Below are 14,849 nucleotides of genomic sequence, written 5' to 3'. Positions count from 1 at the left end.
GACCGAACGCCAGGAGAAAACATGGCTGGATCGACGCTGCCCGCCCGCCGCCTCGGCACGCTCGAAGTGAGCGCGCAGGGCCTCGGCTGCATGGGGATGAGCGAGTTCTACGGCGAGGGTGACGACACCGAGTCGATCGCCACCATCCACCGCGCGCTGGAGCTGGGGGTGACCCTGCTCGACACTGCGGACATGTACGGCATGGGGGCCAACGAAGAGCTCGTCGGCCGCGCGATCGCCGACCGGCGCGAGAAGGTCGTGCTCGCCACGAAGTTCGGCTTCGTGCGCGACCGCGAGGACCCGAGCAAGCGCGGGGTGCGCGGCGACGCGGCGTACGTGCGCGAGGCGGTGGAGAACTCGTTGCGGCGCTTGGGCATCGACCACATCGACCTCTACTACCAGCACCGCGTGGACCCGAGCGTGCCCATCGAGGAGACGGTCGGGGCCATGGCCGAGCTCGTGCGGCAGGGCAAGGTGCGCCACCTGGGCCTGTCCGAGGCCGGCGCCGAGACGATCCGCCGCGCCCACGCCGTGCACCCGATCTCGGCCGTGCAGACGGAGTGGTCGCTGTGGTCGCGTGACATCGAGGACGCCGTGGTGCCGACGTGCCGCGAGCTCGGCATCGGCCTGGTGCCGTACTCGCCGCTGGGCCGTGGGTTCCTGACCGGCAAGTTCACCTCCGCCGCCGACTTCGGTGAGGACGACTTCCGCCGCCAGACGCAGCCGCGCTTCGCCGAGGGGAACCTCGAGAAGAACCTCGCGATGGTCGAGGCGCTGCGTGCGCTGGCCGAGCGGAAGGGCGTGACCGCGGGGCAGCTCGCGCTCGCCTGGGTGCAGGCCCAAGGCGACGACGTGGTGCCGATCCCCGGGACGAAGCGGCGCAAGTACCTCGAAGAGAACGTCGGCGCCGTGGCGCTCGAACTGTCCGAAGAGGACATCCGGGCGATCGAGACCGCCGTGCCCGCCGCCGAAGTGGCCGGCCCGCGTTACTCCGAGACGGCGATGAAGCTCCTGTCACGCTGAGCCACCTGACCGTGAAGGGCACCTTGAGGGACGCTGATTCCCGCAAGGGGCCCTTCACGGATTTTCACCCACCCACTGATCGGGATCTCTGAGCCTTTTCTGAGATCTCCGGTTCAGGCTGTCGGCCGTCAGACGATGAAGATCGAGCCTGGAGGCCGGTGTGGTGGACGACGTTCTGGACTATCTGGTGGTCGGCGCGGGGCCCGCGGGCCTGCAGCTCGGCCGGCAGCTCGAACAGGCGGGTCACCGCTATCTCTTGCTCGAAGCCGGCCCCACGCCGGCCACGTTCTTCACGAGGTTCCCGCGTCACCGCACGCTGATCTCGATCAACAAGAAGCACACCGGCTGGACCGACCCGGAGCTCAACCTGCGCGTCGACTGGAATTCACTCCTCGACGACGGCCCGGACCCCCTGCTGTTCACCGACTACAGCGCCGAGCTGTTCCCTCCCGCCGAGGCGTTCGTGCGCTACAACGCCGACTACGCGGCGAAGCACAAAGTCGCCATCCGCTACGACACCCGGGTGACGCGGATCAGCCGTGACGAGGAAAGCGCTCTCTTCACGATCACCGACGGCGACGGGAACATCTACACCACCAAGCGCCTGATCATGGCGACCGGTGTGACCAAGCCGTACATCCCCGACGTTCCGGGCATGGAGCTCGTGGACCAGTACGCCGACTTCGACACCGACCCCGCGCAGTTCACCAACAAGCGCGTGCTCATCCTCGGCAAGGCCAACTCGGCCTTCGAGACCGCCGACAGCATCAACGCGTACGCGGCCGTGCTGCACGTCGCAGGTCCGCGGCCGGTGAAGCTCGCCTGGCGCACGCACTTCGTCGGCCACCTGCGTGCGTTCAACGCCGGCGTGCTCGACATGTACCAGCTCAAGCTGCAGCACGCGATCCTCGACGGCGACGTGCGGGAGATCCGCAAGGACGAAGACGGCTACCACGTGAAGTTCGCCTTCGCCCGCGCCGACGAGGTCGTGAAGGAGATCCGCTACGACCGCGTGATCGCCGCCACCGGCTTCCGCTTCGACGCCTCGATGTTCGACGAGGACTGCCGCCCCGAGCTCACGATCAACGACCGCTTCCCGGCTCAGACGTCGTCGTGGGAGTCGGTGAACGTGCCCGGCCTGTACTTCGCCGGCACGATCACACAGGCTCGCGACTTCAAGAAGGCCACCAGCGGGTTCATCCACGGCTTCCGGTACGGCGTGCGTGCGCTGTCGAAGGTGCTCGACGAGCGCTACCACGACAACGAGTGGCCGCAGACCGTGCTCAAGGCCGAGACCGGCGAGCTGGTCGACGCCGTGCTCAAGCGGATCAATCGCACGTCCGGGCTGTTCCAGCAGTTCGGTTTCCTCGCCGACATCCTCCTCGTCGAGGGTGACCAGGCGCGCTACCTCGAAGAGATGCCGGTGGCCCGCTTCGCCGACACTCCGCTCAACGACGCCGAAAACGCGTTTCTCATCACGCTCGACTACGGCCCGGACCACGACAAGGTCGACCCGTTCGACTTCACCGTTAAGCGCGCGAGCCAGGACGTCGCCAACGACAACGGCGAGGGCCACTACCTGCACCCGATCGTCCGCCACTACCGGCGCGGCGAGCTCGTGGCCACCCACCACGTGACGGAGAACCTCGAGAACGAGTGGGACCGCCCCGTGCACGTGGACGCGCTCACGAAGTTCTTCACCGACCAGCTGGCCTGATCCGTGCGCACGATCGCGGAACTCGAGGCCGCGGCGCGCGAGCGGCTCGACCCGGCGCACTACGACTTCTACGCGGGTGCTGCCGGCGACGAGCTGACGCTGCGGGCCAACGAAGAAGCGTTCTCGCGGCGCGTGCTCGTGCCCCGCGTGCTGCGGGGCGCGGCCAAGCGCGACCTCGCGACGGAGCTGGTCGGCTCGCCGCTCTCGATGCCGGTGCTGGTGTCGCCGACGGCGTTCCACCGGCTCGCGCACCCCGACGGCGAACTGGCGACGGCGAAGGCGGTCGCGAAAGCCGGCACGGTGCTGGTGGTGAGCATGGCCGCGACCACGGCCGTGGAGGACATCGCCGACGCCGCGCGCCAGGCCGCGGCCGACCCGGCGCTGTGGTTCCAGTTCTACCTGCAGCCGGACCTGGAGTTCACGGAGTCCGTGGTGCGCCGGGCCGAACGCGCGGGCGTGCGGGCGTTCGTGGTCACGGTCGACTCGCCGGTGTTCGGCCAGCGCGAACGCGACCACCGCAACGGCTTCCACGACCTGCCGCCCGGGCTGGTCGTGGAGAACCTGCGTGACGGCTTCGGCCGCGTGCGCGACATCGAGATGTCGGCCGAGTTCACGTGGGAACACGTGGCCTGGCTCAAGCGAACGACGGCGCTTCCCGTGCTGCTCAAGGGAGTGCTGCATCCGGAGGACGCCCGTCTCGCGGTGGAGGCGGGCGTCGATGGGCTCGTGGTGTCGAACCACGGCGGCCGTCAGCTCGACACCGCCGTGTCTACTGTGGACGCCCTGCCTGCGCTGGCCGAGGCCGTGGCGGGGCAGATCCCGCTCGTGCTCGACGGCGGCGTGCGGCGGGGCACCGACGTGGTGAAGGCGCTCGCGCTGGGCGCCACCGCCGTCGGCGTCGGCCGGCCCGTGGTGTGGGGCCTCGCCGCGGCGGGTGAGGAAGGGGTGACGGAAGTGCTGGAACGCCTCCGGGAAGAGACCGACCACACGCTGGCGCTGTGCGGGGCCGCGACGCTCGGCGACCTGACCGCGGACCTCGTCCGATGAGGCGGCTGCTCACGGCCGCGCTGGCGGCCGGGCTCGTCGGTTCGCTGCCGAAGTGGCTGCCCGGCCGCGTGGTCGCGTTGCGGGTGAAGATCTTCGCGCTGGTCAACGGCGACGAAGGCCTGCCGATCCCCGGTCACCGCGTCGGGGTCAAGGACTTCCGCCGCGTGTACGCCGACCCGGCGGCCAACGGGCGCAGCAAGGGCGCGGCGCTGTCGGACCTGTTCTGGTACTGGCTCGCGCCCGGCCCGGAGGTCCACCAGGAGCACCTGGAGGCGGGGCCGCGTTACGACGAGGTCGCCAAGACCACGCGCCACATCCTCGTCAAGACGCGCGCTGAATCCGAAGAGCTCACGCGCCGCGTGACCGAGCACGTGCTCGACGGGCTGGAGGTCGGCGACGGCCGGCTGATCCGGCTGCGCGACGAGATGATGCCGATCTGGGCCGAGCTGTACTACGAGCTCGTGTTCGGCGAGCCGTGCCCGCCCGAGGCGCGCGACCTCATCGTGGGCCACGCCGACGACGTCGTCGCGGCGCTGAAGTGCGTGCGACCCCGCAACATGCGCCGCCGCGCGAAGCTCACGAAGTACCTGCGCCGCCGCCTCGGCGACATCCCGCACGCGCTGCCGACCCGGCTCACGCGCGACGAGCAGGTGTTCTACCTGCAGGGCACGTTCTTCAACACCGCCGTCGTGCAGATGTCGGAGGCGATGGCGCACCTGCTGATGATCATCGCGCAGCACCCGGACGTGCAGCGGCGGCTGGCGGCCGACCCGGACGACGACGAGTACCTCGACCGCGTGATCGACGAGGGACTACGCACCTACCCGCTCTTCGGCATCGCCCACCGCATCACCACCGGCGACATCGAGCTCGACGACACGACGATCGACGCCGGCACCGTGCTCCTGTTCAGCTACCCCGACTTCCACCACGCGGGCTTCGAGCGGCCCGACGAGTTCGACCCGTCGCGCTGGGAGCCGCCCGTCGGTTGCCCGGCGCACGGGGCAGTGCCCGACAAAGCGCCCGACAAAGCGCCCGCCAAGAAGGACGTGAACTTCCTGCCCTTCGGCGTCGCGCAGAACCGCGCGTGCCCGGCCCGCGGGCTCGCGCCGATCACGATGCGCGTGGTGACGCGGGAGTTCCTGCGCCGCTACTCCGTCGCGTCGAGCGCGGCCCACACGCGCTCGATCCCCAACCGCGGCCCGGTGTTCCTCACCCCGCGCGGCTCGGCGCGCTCGACCCGCGGCCCGCTGGCGTACCTCGCCGTGCGCGACCGCTGGGAAGACGTGTGGCGCAGCCTCGCCCAGCTCGTGTTCGGCACCTACATGGTGCTCGACGCGCGGCACAAACGCTTGTGCGTGAACTACTTCGCGAACCACGGAGGCGAATGATGACCGCGTCAGAGGCGGCTCCCGCGTTTTTCCTCGCGGCGGTGGTGATCCTGGTGGTGGTGCGGCTCGTGACCTTGCTCGCCGTGAAGCTCGGGCAGCCGCCCGTCGTCGGCGAGATGGTGTCGGGGGTGCTCCTCGGGCCGTCGCTGCTCGGGCTCCTGCTGCCGGGCGTCCAGTCGTACCTGTTCCCCGACACCGTGCGCACGCTCGTGTACCTGGGCGGGCAGATCGGGCTCGTGCTCTACATGTTCGGCGCCGGCTACGAGTTCCGCACCAAGACAGTGCGGGAGTCGTCGAAGCTGGTGGCCGCCGTGTCGAGCGCCGGCACGGGGATTCCGCTCGTGCTGGGGATCGGTGTCGCCGTGCTGGGCACGGGCTGGGTCGGCATCCTCAAGCCGGGCGTCTCGCCGGTGGTGTCGGCGGCGTTCGTGGGCGTCGCGATCGCGATCACGGCGTTTCCGATGCTCGCGCGGATCATCACCGAACGCGGCCTCACGAAAACGCGCTTCGGCTCGCTCGCGCTCGCGTGCGGCGCGGTCGACGACGTCCTCGCGTGGATCCTGCTGGCGGTGGTCGTCGGCATGCACGCGGGGTCGGTCGGGCCGATCGCGCTGGCGCTCGGCGGCGGCGTGGTGTTCGCGCTGTTCGTGTGGATCGTGGCGCGGCGGGTGTTCGCGAAGATGTTCACCAGCCCACGGATGTCGGTGGACCAGCGGCTGCTCGTCACCGCCATGATCCTGTTCGCCGCCGCGTGGTTCACCGACACCATCGGGCTGTACGCGGTGTTCGGTGCCTTCATCACCGGCATCGCGTTCCCGCGCGGTGAAGCGGCGGATGCCGTGGTCTCGAAGCTGCTGCCGGTGGGCAACATCGTGTTCCTGCCGCTGTTCTTCACCTACTCCGGCCTGAACACGCGGTTCGCGCTGCTGGCCGACCCGAACCTGCTGCTGTTCGCGCTGCTGTGCGTGGTGGTGGCGATCGTCGGGAAGCTCGGGGCGTCTTGGGGCGCGGCGCGGCTGGCCGGGGAGCCGCAGCCGGTCGCGTTGCGGATCGGTGTGCTCGTGAACGCGCGGGGGCTGATGCAGCTGATCGCGCTGAACGTGGGGCTGCAGGCGGGGATCGTGTCACCGGCGCTGTTCACGGTGCTGGTACTCGTGGCGCTGGTGACCACGATCATGACCGCGCCGGTGCTGAGCTGGCTCGACCGGCGGGACCGGAAGAAGTACTCGGCCGATCAGCTGCCGGAGTTCCTCCTTTCGGCCCAACCAGCTGGTAAATGATCGATTCCCTACGAAAGTTGAGGGTTCAATCGGCGCGCTGACTGCGAGTATGAACACGTGCACGAAGAGGCAGGAAGCGCAGCCCGAGTGCTCCTCGTGGAGGACGATCGTGAACTGGCCGGAATGCTGTCCGAGCTGCTCGCCGACGAGGGCTACGAGGTCGAGCTCGCCCACGACGGCCAGCGCGGCCTGCACCGCGGCCTCACCGGCCACCACGACGTGATCATCCTCGACCGGCGGCTGCCGGTGATGGACGGGCTGGAGGTGCTCGCCGGGCTGCGGCGCCGGGCCGTAACGGCGCGCGTGCTGGTGCTCTCGGCGCTGGGCGAGCTGGCCGACCGCGTCCACGGTCTCGACGCGGGCGCCGACGACTACCTGGTGAAACCGTTCGAGACCGACGAGCTGCTGGCCCGGCTGCGCGCGTTGTGCCGGCGGGACCTCGACGGCGCCGAGTGCCTGCCGCTCGGCACCGCGGCGCTCGACCTGCTGCGTCACGAGGTCGTGCTGCCCCGCGGCGAGCGCGTGACGTTGTCGGGGCGCGAGTTCGAGCTGCTGCGCACGCTCGCGCAGCGGCCGAAGGCCATCCACCCGCGGGAGGCGCTGCGCACCCACGTGTTCGCCGACTCGACGGGGGAATCCATTGTGGACACCTACGTGTACTACCTGAGGCGCAAGCTGGGGCGCGAGGTGGTGAAGACCGTCCACGGCCTGGGTTACCAGATCGGGGCCATGTGACGGTGGTCGTCGATCCCGACACGCGGGCGCTGCGGCGCGCGCGGCGGACGATCGCGAGCCAGATCGCGGTGGTGATCACGCTGGTCGTGCTCGCCGCCGGAGCCATCGCGTACTGGGTGTTGGTGCACGGCCAGGGCGAAGAGGTCGACCGGCAGATCGACTACACGCTGGCCCAGGGCCTGTCGGCGACGCCGCCGGGCTGCGTGTTCCTGGTGACGCCGGCCGGGCACGTGCCCGCCGCGTTGCCGTTCGTGCCGCCGCCCGCGCCGGCGGTGCCGCCCGGTGGATCCGTGACCACGGAACAGGACCTGGCCGGCTCGACATTCACGGTCCGCGCGGTCGACCACGGCGGCCAGGTGTGGCAGGTCTTCGTCGACCAGCGCTACCAGGCCGCCGACCGGCAGCAGCTGCTGATGGGCCTGGTGATCGCGGAACTGGTGGTGCTGCTGGTTTCCGTCTTCAGCGGCTACGTCCTGGCCGCCCGCGCGATCCGGCCCCTGGGCGAGGCGTTGCGGCGCCAGCGCACCTTCGTCGCCGACGCGTCGCACGAGCTGCGCGCGCCGCTCACCCGGCTGCACACGCGCGCGCAGCTGCTGGCGCGGCGGGCCCGGGTGACGCCGGTGCCGTCGGACGACCTCGACCTGCTGGTGTCCGGCACGCGCGAGCTGGGTGAGGTCGTGGAAGACCTGCTGCTGTCGACGCAGGCGTGCAACGAGCGGCCGTTGCTGGAGCCGGTGGAGCTCGGCCTGCTGGCCGAGCAGGCGGTGGAGGCAGAAACCGTGCGCGCGGGGGACCGGCGCGTGCGGATCGAGGTGCGCCGTTCGCCGGGGCTGCTCGACGTGGTGCCGGGCGTGCCCGCGGCGTTGCGGCGAGTGCTGTCGGCGTTGCTGGACAACGCGATCGGCCACACCCCGCCCGGCGGGTCGATCGAGGTGACGCTGGAGAACCCGGACGACCGGCACGTCGAGATCCGCGTCGCCGACACCGGCGTCGGCTTCGCGCAACGGGATGCGGAGCGGCTGTTCGAGCGGTTCGCGCACGGCGGCCAGGGTGAGGGCCGCCGGTTCGGGCTCGGTTTGGCGCTGGTGCACGAAGTCGTGACGGGTCACGGCGGAACCATCGCGGCGGCCGGGGTTCCGGGCGTCGGGGCGACGTTCACGCTGAGGTTCACGCGGGCCTGAGCGCACGTCTCAACATGAGACAGTGCGCAGCTGCGCAGTGGTCTAGGACGGGGTGGAACGCCACCCCGTCCAGACCACCCAGGAGCACCGGCGATGACGAACTCCGACGAGCTGTGCTGGATCCCGGCCTCCGAGCTGGCCGGGAAGATCCGCCGGGGCGAGGTGACGCCGACCGACGTCGCCGAGCAGGTGGTGGCGAAGATCGAAGCGGTCGACCCCGAGGTGAACGCGTTCGTCACCTTCGATCGCTAGCAGGTGCTGCGCGACGCGGCGGAGCTCACTGAGGCGCAGCGGCGCGGTGACGAGCTCGGGCCACTGCACGGGGTGCCGTACTCGATCAAGGACCTCACGGCTGTGGCGGGGTTGCCGCTGACGTTCGGGCTGGCGCCGTTGAAGGACAACATCCCCGACCGCGACGCGGCGGTGGTGACACGGATGCGCGAGTCCGGTGGGCTGTTCCTCGGCAAGACGAACACGATCGAAAGCGGCTACCACTGCGGGAGCACCGACAACCACCTCTTCGGCCCCACACACAACCCGTGGAAGCACGGCAGCATCGCCGGCGGGTCGAGCGGTGGGGCGGCCGCCGCCGCGGCGGCCGGGATGGGGCAGCTGCACGAAGGCAGTGACGGCGCCGGTTCCGTGCGTTCGCCGTCTTCGCTGTGCGGGGTCGTCGGGCTGAAGCGGGCGGGCGGATCCCGCAGAGCATCCTGCCGGGCCGCTACAACACCTGGGTGCACCACGGGCCGATCACGCGCACGGTCACCGACAACGCGCTGATGCTGAACATCCTCGCCGGCCAAGGACTCCTCCGACCCGACGAGCCTGCCTGACGACGTGATCGACTACGTCGCGGAGATCGACCACGACATCAAGGGCTGGCGCGTCGCCTACTCACCGGACCTCGGTTACGCCCACGTCGACCCGGAGGTCGCCGAGATCTGCCGGACGGCGGTGGCGGCGTTCGAGGAGCTGGGCGCCCATGTCACGGAGGCCACGCCGGCGTGGGGCGACCCCGTCGAGGCGATGTGGAACGGCGTCTGGGTGCCGGGCATCGGCAGCGGCTACGACCTGGTCGACTGGGAGAACGAGCGCGGCCGCGTCGACGACAACCTCATCGAGCTGATGCACGAGGCCGAGCGGCTGACCGGCGTCGACGTCGCGCGCGCCGACGTGTTCCGCGGCGCCATGTGGGACACCTTCGCCGAGTTCATGACCGGCTACGACCTGCTCGTCTGCCCGACGTTGACCGACGCGGCGTTCCCGCTCACGCAGTTCGCACCCGACCGGCTGCTCGACGCGCCGCTGCGGCGCCAGGCGCTGGAGTGGGTGCTGACCTTCCCGTTCAACATGCTCACGACGCCGGCCATCTCCGTGCCCGTGGGCTTCACGTCCGACGGCCGTCCGGTCGGCCTGCAGATCACCGGGCGCCAGCAGGCGGACGCCGCCGTGCTGCGGGCGGCGGCCAACTTCGAGCGGGCTCGGCCGTGGGCGCAGCATCGTCCGTGACAGTGTTTTAAAACGGTGTTATGGTTCTCCTCCCAGAACGGCTCTGGGAGGAGAAAGCCATGCACGGACTGGTCCAGCTGTTCACCGTCATCGTCCTCGTGTCGCTGCCCACCGTGATGTACGGGGGTTACGCGCTGATGGGGCTGCTCAAGCGCGGGGTGCTCAACGACCAGCAGGAGAGTTTCTTCCGCGCCGGCCACGCGCACGCCGGAGTGCTGCTCGTGCTCGCGCTGGTGGCGTTGCAGGTGCTCGACCACAGCGGGCTGTCGGATTCGCTGCGGTGGGTGGTGTGCCTCCTGCTGCTGTTCGGCGTGCTGGCGCAGTCGGGCGGGTTCTTCCTGGCGATGCTGCGCACGCGGGTCGGCATGTCGATCACCACCGCCGGAGCCGTGCTGCTCGGCGCGGCCATGCTGATCACGGCGTACGGGGTGGCCTTCCTTTAAGGGTTGGGCGCGGTCGTTAAGCTTGATGACGTGCCTGAATACCTGTCGACCGCGCCTGTCAAGGGGACCCGAGACTTCCTCCCCGCCGAAATGTCCGTTCGCACGCAGGTGTTCGGCCATCTCTACGACGTCCTGGAGCGCTACGGCTTCCTCCGCTACGACGGTCCCGTGCTGGAGCCCGCCGAGATCTACGAGCGGAAGTCGGGCCAGGAGATCGCCGACCAGCAGCTGTACACGCTGACGACGAAGGGCGGCGAGCGCCTCGCGCTGCGCCCGGAGATGACGCCGTCGGTGGCCCGGATGATCGCCGGCAACGCGAAGTCGCTGTCGTTCCCCGTGCGCTGGTACAGCCACCCGAACTGCTTCCGCTACGAGCGCCCGCAGCGCGGCCGCGTGCGGGAGCACTGGCAGATCAACGCGGACATCTTCGGTTCCGAGAGCGCGAACTGCGAGATCGAGATGTTCGAGCTCATCCACGACCTCATGGAGTCGGTGGGCGCGTCTTCGGACATGTTCGCCGTGCGCGTGAACGACCGGAACCTGCTCACGTCGGCGCTCACCGACGTCGTGGGCGTCTCCCCGGAGCACCTGCCGGCCGTGTTCGGCCTGGTGGACCGCTGGGAGAAGACATCGGCGGAGGAGCACGCGACGTCGGCCGAGGAGATCGGGCTCACGGACAAGCAATTCGAGAAGCTCACCGAGGCCCTCGGCTCCGGCGCCGCGCTGCTCGACGAGCTGCCCGCGGAGGTCAAGGAGCAGTCGAACCTGGTGCGCGTGCTGTCCAGTTCGGCCGCGAGCCTGGTGAAGTTCGAGCCGATGATCGTGCGCGGGCTGGCCTACTACACGTCGACCGTGTTCGAGGTCTTCGACACCTCGCCGAAGAACCGCCGCGCCCTCTTCGGCGGCGGTCGCTACGCCGACCTGGCGTCGATGTTCACCAAGGAGCGCATCCCGGGCATCGGCTTCGGCATGGGCGACGTGACGCTCATCGACTTCCTCGACACCCACGGCCTCACGCCCACCCCGCGCAACGAGGTGGACGTCATGGTCATCCCGGTCACCGAGGAGCTCGCCGACGCCGCTCGCCAGGTCGCGACTTCCCTGCGCAAGGCCGGTCTCCGCACGTCGACCCCGATCGAGCACCGCAAGCTCGGCAAAGAGCTCACCCGCGCCGACAAAGCCGGCGCCGCGGCCGTGGTGATCGTGGGCCAGGAGGACTGGGACGGTGGCAATGTGACCGTCCGGAGCCTGGCCACGCGGGAACAGCAGCAGGTCGCGCTGGCCGACGTCGCCGCGACCGTGGGTGGGCTGGTTACGCCGGCTTGAGTTTTTCCTTGTAGATCACACGAAACAGCCCCGCCCGGCGCAAGCCCGGCGGGGCTGTTTCGTGTCTCCCGCGCAGCCGCTGCAGCGGTCCCGCCCCCTCGGCGGGGCCGGGTCAGGGCCGGAGGGAGAAGGAGGCGACCAGCGAGGCGACTTCGGCGGGCTGGTCGACGAACGGGGTGTGGCCGGAATCGAGGAACGTGACGTCGGCACCGGCGGTGCGGTAGCGGGTGGCGGCGGAGGTGTGGTCGTAGAGGCGGTCGCGGCGGCCGAGGATCGCGAGGGTGGGCAGGCCGAGCGCGGAGATCTGCGCGTCGAGCGGGTTGGCGGCCAGGAGACGGCGCCGTTCGGTGAGGACGGCGTGGGCCATGGCCGGGCTGGTGGCGGAGAAGTCGGCGTGGGCCTGGCGTAGCGGGGTGGGGCGCAACACGAAACCGATTGGGGCGAACGAAACCAGGTGGTGCAGCAAGCGGCCGGCGAACGGCGCCGCGAGCAAACCGTTGCCCGGCGGGAAAGTGGCGTGGCTGTAGTCCGGTGCCTGTCCGATGAGGACGGTCCGGGTCACGGCCCCCGAAAGCGTTGCCAGCGCCAGCACCACGTCGGCGCCGAAGGAGTGGCCGACGGCCGTCGCGTGGTCGGCGCCGATCAGCTTCAGGGCGCCGGCCAGGGTTGTGGCCTGGGAAACGGCGTCGAGGCCCGTGTGGCCGCCCGTGCAGCCGTGGCCGCGCAGGTCGGGACGCAGCACGCGGAAGCGGTCGGCCAGCAGGGGCGCCAGGCGGTCGAAGGAGTGCAGCGAGCCGCTGAAGCCGTGTACCAGCAACACCACCGGCGCGTCGGCGGGGCCGTCTTCGCGCAGGTGCAGGGCGACCCCGTCGACGTCGAGGACGGTGCCGGTCGTTCGCCGCGTCACTTCACCGCCCGGGCCATGGCGCGCCCGGCGGCGCGGCCGGAGAAGATGCAGCCGCCGAGGAACGTGCCCTCCAGCGCGTTGTAGCCGTGCACGCCACCGCCGCCGAAGCCCGCGATCTCGCCCGCTGCGTACAGCCCGGGCAGCGGCGCACCGTCGGCCCGCAGCACGCGCGAGTCCAGGTCCGTCTGCACGCCGCCCAACGTCTTGCGCGTGAGGATGTTCAGCCGCACGGCGATCAACGGCCCGTGCGCCGGGTCGAGGATCCGGTGCGGCTTCGCCACGCGCGCCACGCGGTCACCGACGAACTTGCGCGCGTTGGCCACCGCCATCAGCTGAAGGTCCTTCGAGTACCGGTTGCCGACCTCGAGGTCACGAGCCACGATCTGGCGCTCCAGTGAGGAAACGTCCAGCGCCGGCCCGCGAGCGATCTTGTTCATCCCGTCGACGAGCTGCGCCAGGTTGTCGGCCACCACGAAGTCGACGCCGTGCCGCTTGAACGCGTCCACCGGCCCCGGCGCGCCCTTCGCGGTGCGGCTGAGCAACGTCTGCTTCAGGTCTTTCCCCGTGATGTCCGGGTTCTGCTCGGAGCCCGACAGCATGAACTCCTTCTCGAGGATCGACTGCGTGAGCACGAACCACGAGTAGTCGTAACCGGTCGACAGCACGGCCTTCAGCGTCTGCAGCGTGTCGAACCCCGGGAAGTTCGGCGCGGGCAGCCGCACCCCGTTGGCGTCGAACCACATCGACGACGGTCCGGGGATGATCCGGATCGCGTGGTCCGGCCAGATCGGGTCCCAGTTGTGGATGCCCTCCACGTAGTGCCACATGCGATCCCGGTTCACCACGCGCGCGCCCGCGGCCTCGCTGATGCCGATCATGCGACCGTCCACATGGGCCGGAACGCCGGGGATCATCGTCGCCGGCGCCGGGCCCAGCCGGTCGACGGGCCAGTTCTGCCGCACCAGTTCGTGGTTGTGGCCGATGCCGCCGGAGCTCACCAGCACCGCCGGCGCCGACAGCTCGAACTCGCCGGCGGCGACCCGCGAAGACTTCTTGCCCCGCGGCAGATCACTCGGCTCCAGCACGGTCCCGCGCACGCCCGTGACCACGCCGTCGGTCTCCACCAGCTCGTCGACCTGGTGCCGGAACGCGAAGCGCACCTGGCCGCGCTGCTCCGCCGCCAGCACCGGCTCGGCGAACACCCGCACCACCTCGGGCCCGGTGCCCCACGTCAGGTGGAACCGCGGCACGGAGTTGCCGTGCCCGCCCGCCTTGCCGCCGCCGCGCTCGGCCCAGCCGACCAGCGGCGTCACGCGCAGGCCCAGCTCATGCAGGTAGTCGCGCTTTTCGTACGTGGCGAAGCGGACGTAGGCCTCGGCCCACCTGCGCGCCCACAGGTCCTCGTCCTCGCGGTCGAAGCCGGCCGAGTCGAGCCAGTCGCGCAACGCCAGCTCGTAGGAGTCCTTGATCCCGAGCCGGCGCTGCTCGGGGCTGTTCACGAACAGCAGCCCGCCCAGGGACCAGAACGCCTGGCCGCCGAGGTTCGCGCGGTTCTCCTGGTCCAGCACGAGCACGCGGCGCCCGGCCTTCACGAGCTCGTGGGTCGCGACCAGCCCGGCCAGGCCGGCGCCGACCACGATCGCGTCCGCAGAAGCTGCGTCCAACTCAAGTCTCCTCGGTGTAGGCCGTGATCACCTGCACGCACAGTTCACGGCGTCGCTGCCACACGAGCGGGTTGTCGGGGTCCATCAGGCATTGCGCGCTGGTGCCGTCGTGCATCGCGACGAGCGCCTGGCCCAGCGCAACGGGGTCGGGGATCGAGCGGCCGGCCCGCGCGAGCAGCTCGACCATCAGCGGCATCAGCGCTTCGGCGATGGCTTCCTCCCGCGCGGTCATCACGCGCCGTAGGCTGGGGTTGCGCAAGGCGTGGGCGGTGAACTCGGCGCTCACCCGGAACCACGCGTCGTCCACGGGGATCGCGGGCAGCACGTGCTCGACGACCGCCCGCACGTCGGGCAGCTCGACCGGCGTGAACGCGTCGAATGCCGCGCGCACGGCCGCGATCATCGCCGCCGACCGCCCTTCCCACATGGCCAGGAACAGCTCGTCGAGCGAGGCGAAGTTCGAGTAGAACGCACCGCGTGTGTAGCCCGCGCGCTCGCAAATCTGCTCCACTGTAGACCGTCCGAAGCCCTCTTCGGCGAACACCGGAAGAGCGGCTTCGAGCAGGCGCCGGCGGGTCTCCGCGCGACGGCGCGGCACGCGGTCCGCCGTCGGTTCGATCATCAGG

Annotated in this window: 13 protein-coding genes and 1 pseudogene; 11 read left to right on the top strand and 3 right to left on the bottom strand. The window is 70.3% G+C overall.

Annotated elements, in window-relative coordinates; translation table 11 throughout:
* The first annotated feature begins 21 nt into the window (after nt 1–21).
* The 11 genes and pseudogenes from AB0383_RS12990 (at nt 22) to hisS (ending at nt 11,652) form a co-directional block, all read left to right on the top strand.
* The gene (locus AB0383_RS12990) at nt 22–1,023 is read left to right on the top strand and encodes an aldo/keto reductase (RefSeq protein WP_366187092.1); all 1,002 of its coding nucleotides are present in this window, start codon (nt 22–24) and stop codon (nt 1,021–1,023) included.
* A 163-nt stretch (nt 1,024–1,186) separates the two neighbouring features.
* Complete coding sequence (locus AB0383_RS12985) at nt 1,187–2,740, top strand: NAD(P)-binding domain-containing protein (protein ID WP_364181591.1); 1,554 nt, start codon at nt 1,187–1,189, stop codon at nt 2,738–2,740.
* Between the two features lie 3 nt (nt 2,741–2,743).
* On the top strand, nt 2,744–3,787 hold the full coding sequence (locus AB0383_RS12980; RefSeq protein WP_366187089.1) for an alpha-hydroxy acid oxidase: 1,044 nt from the start codon (nt 2,744–2,746) through the stop codon (nt 3,785–3,787).
* A complete protein-coding gene (locus AB0383_RS12975; protein ID WP_366187087.1) occupies nt 3,784–5,178 on the top strand; it encodes a cytochrome P450 in 1,395 nt (464 codons plus the stop codon). Before AB0383_RS12980 ends, AB0383_RS12975 begins: the two co-directional genes overlap by 4 nt.
* A complete protein-coding gene (locus tag AB0383_RS12970) occupies nt 5,178–6,458 on the top strand; it encodes a cation:proton antiporter (protein WP_366187085.1) in 1,281 nt (426 codons plus the stop codon). The genes AB0383_RS12975 and AB0383_RS12970 overlap by 1 nt, the downstream gene beginning before the upstream one ends.
* An 87-nt stretch (nt 6,459–6,545) precedes the next feature.
* On the top strand, nt 6,546–7,193 hold the full coding sequence (locus AB0383_RS12965) for a response regulator transcription factor (RefSeq protein WP_364181582.1): 648 nt from the start codon (nt 6,546–6,548) through the stop codon (nt 7,191–7,193).
* 2 nt (nt 7,194–7,195) lie between these two features.
* Complete coding sequence (locus tag AB0383_RS12960; RefSeq protein ID WP_364181579.1) at nt 7,196–8,374, top strand: HAMP domain-containing sensor histidine kinase; 1,179 nt, start codon at nt 7,196–7,198, stop codon at nt 8,372–8,374.
* Between the two features lie 93 nt (nt 8,375–8,467).
* On the top strand, nt 8,468–8,626 hold the full coding sequence (locus AB0383_RS12955) for a hypothetical protein (RefSeq protein WP_366187082.1): 159 nt from the start codon (nt 8,468–8,470) through the stop codon (nt 8,624–8,626).
* Nucleotides 8,627–8,629: 3 nt separating this feature from the next.
* Nucleotides 8,630–9,883 (top strand): annotated as a pseudogene (locus AB0383_RS12950) (amidase family protein).
* Between the two features lie 59 nt (nt 9,884–9,942).
* Nucleotides 9,943–10,326 (top strand): hypothetical protein, encoded by a 384-nt coding sequence (locus AB0383_RS12945; protein WP_366187080.1) that lies wholly within the window; start codon nt 9,943–9,945, stop codon nt 10,324–10,326.
* A 30-nt stretch (nt 10,327–10,356) separates the two neighbouring features.
* Nucleotides 10,357–11,652, top strand: a complete 1,296-nt coding sequence (hisS, locus tag AB0383_RS12940) for a histidine--tRNA ligase (protein ID WP_366187078.1) — start codon at nt 10,357–10,359, stop codon at nt 11,650–11,652.
* A gap of 112 nt (nt 11,653–11,764) precedes the next feature.
* Here the strand turns inward: hisS and AB0383_RS12935 are convergent, their stop codons facing one another.
* Genes AB0383_RS12935 through AB0383_RS12925 form a run of 3 tightly spaced genes read right to left on the bottom strand, consistent with a single transcriptional unit; the run spans nt 11,765 to nt 14,845 of the window.
* On the bottom strand, nt 11,765–12,559 hold the full coding sequence (locus AB0383_RS12935) for an alpha/beta hydrolase (RefSeq protein ID WP_366187076.1): 795 nt from the start codon (nt 12,557–12,559) through the stop codon (nt 11,765–11,767).
* Nucleotides 12,556–14,223, bottom strand: coding sequence for an FAD-binding dehydrogenase (locus AB0383_RS12930; protein WP_366187074.1), 1,668 nt, complete (start codon nt 14,221–14,223; stop codon nt 12,556–12,558). Before AB0383_RS12930 ends, AB0383_RS12935 begins: the two co-directional genes overlap by 4 nt.
* A 1-nt stretch (nt 14,224) precedes the next feature.
* Entirely contained in the window at nt 14,225–14,845 is a 621-nt protein-coding gene (locus AB0383_RS12925; protein WP_364181563.1) for a TetR/AcrR family transcriptional regulator, read from the bottom strand.
* Nucleotides 14,846–14,849: the final 4 nt, after the last annotated feature.

Source organism: Amycolatopsis sp. NPDC051373, from assembly GCF_040689465.1.
GTDB lineage: Bacteria > Actinomycetota > Actinomycetes > Mycobacteriales > Pseudonocardiaceae > Amycolatopsis.
The sequence above is the reverse complement of the archived record's forward strand: the minus strand, read 5'-3'. Positions and strand labels throughout refer to the sequence as shown.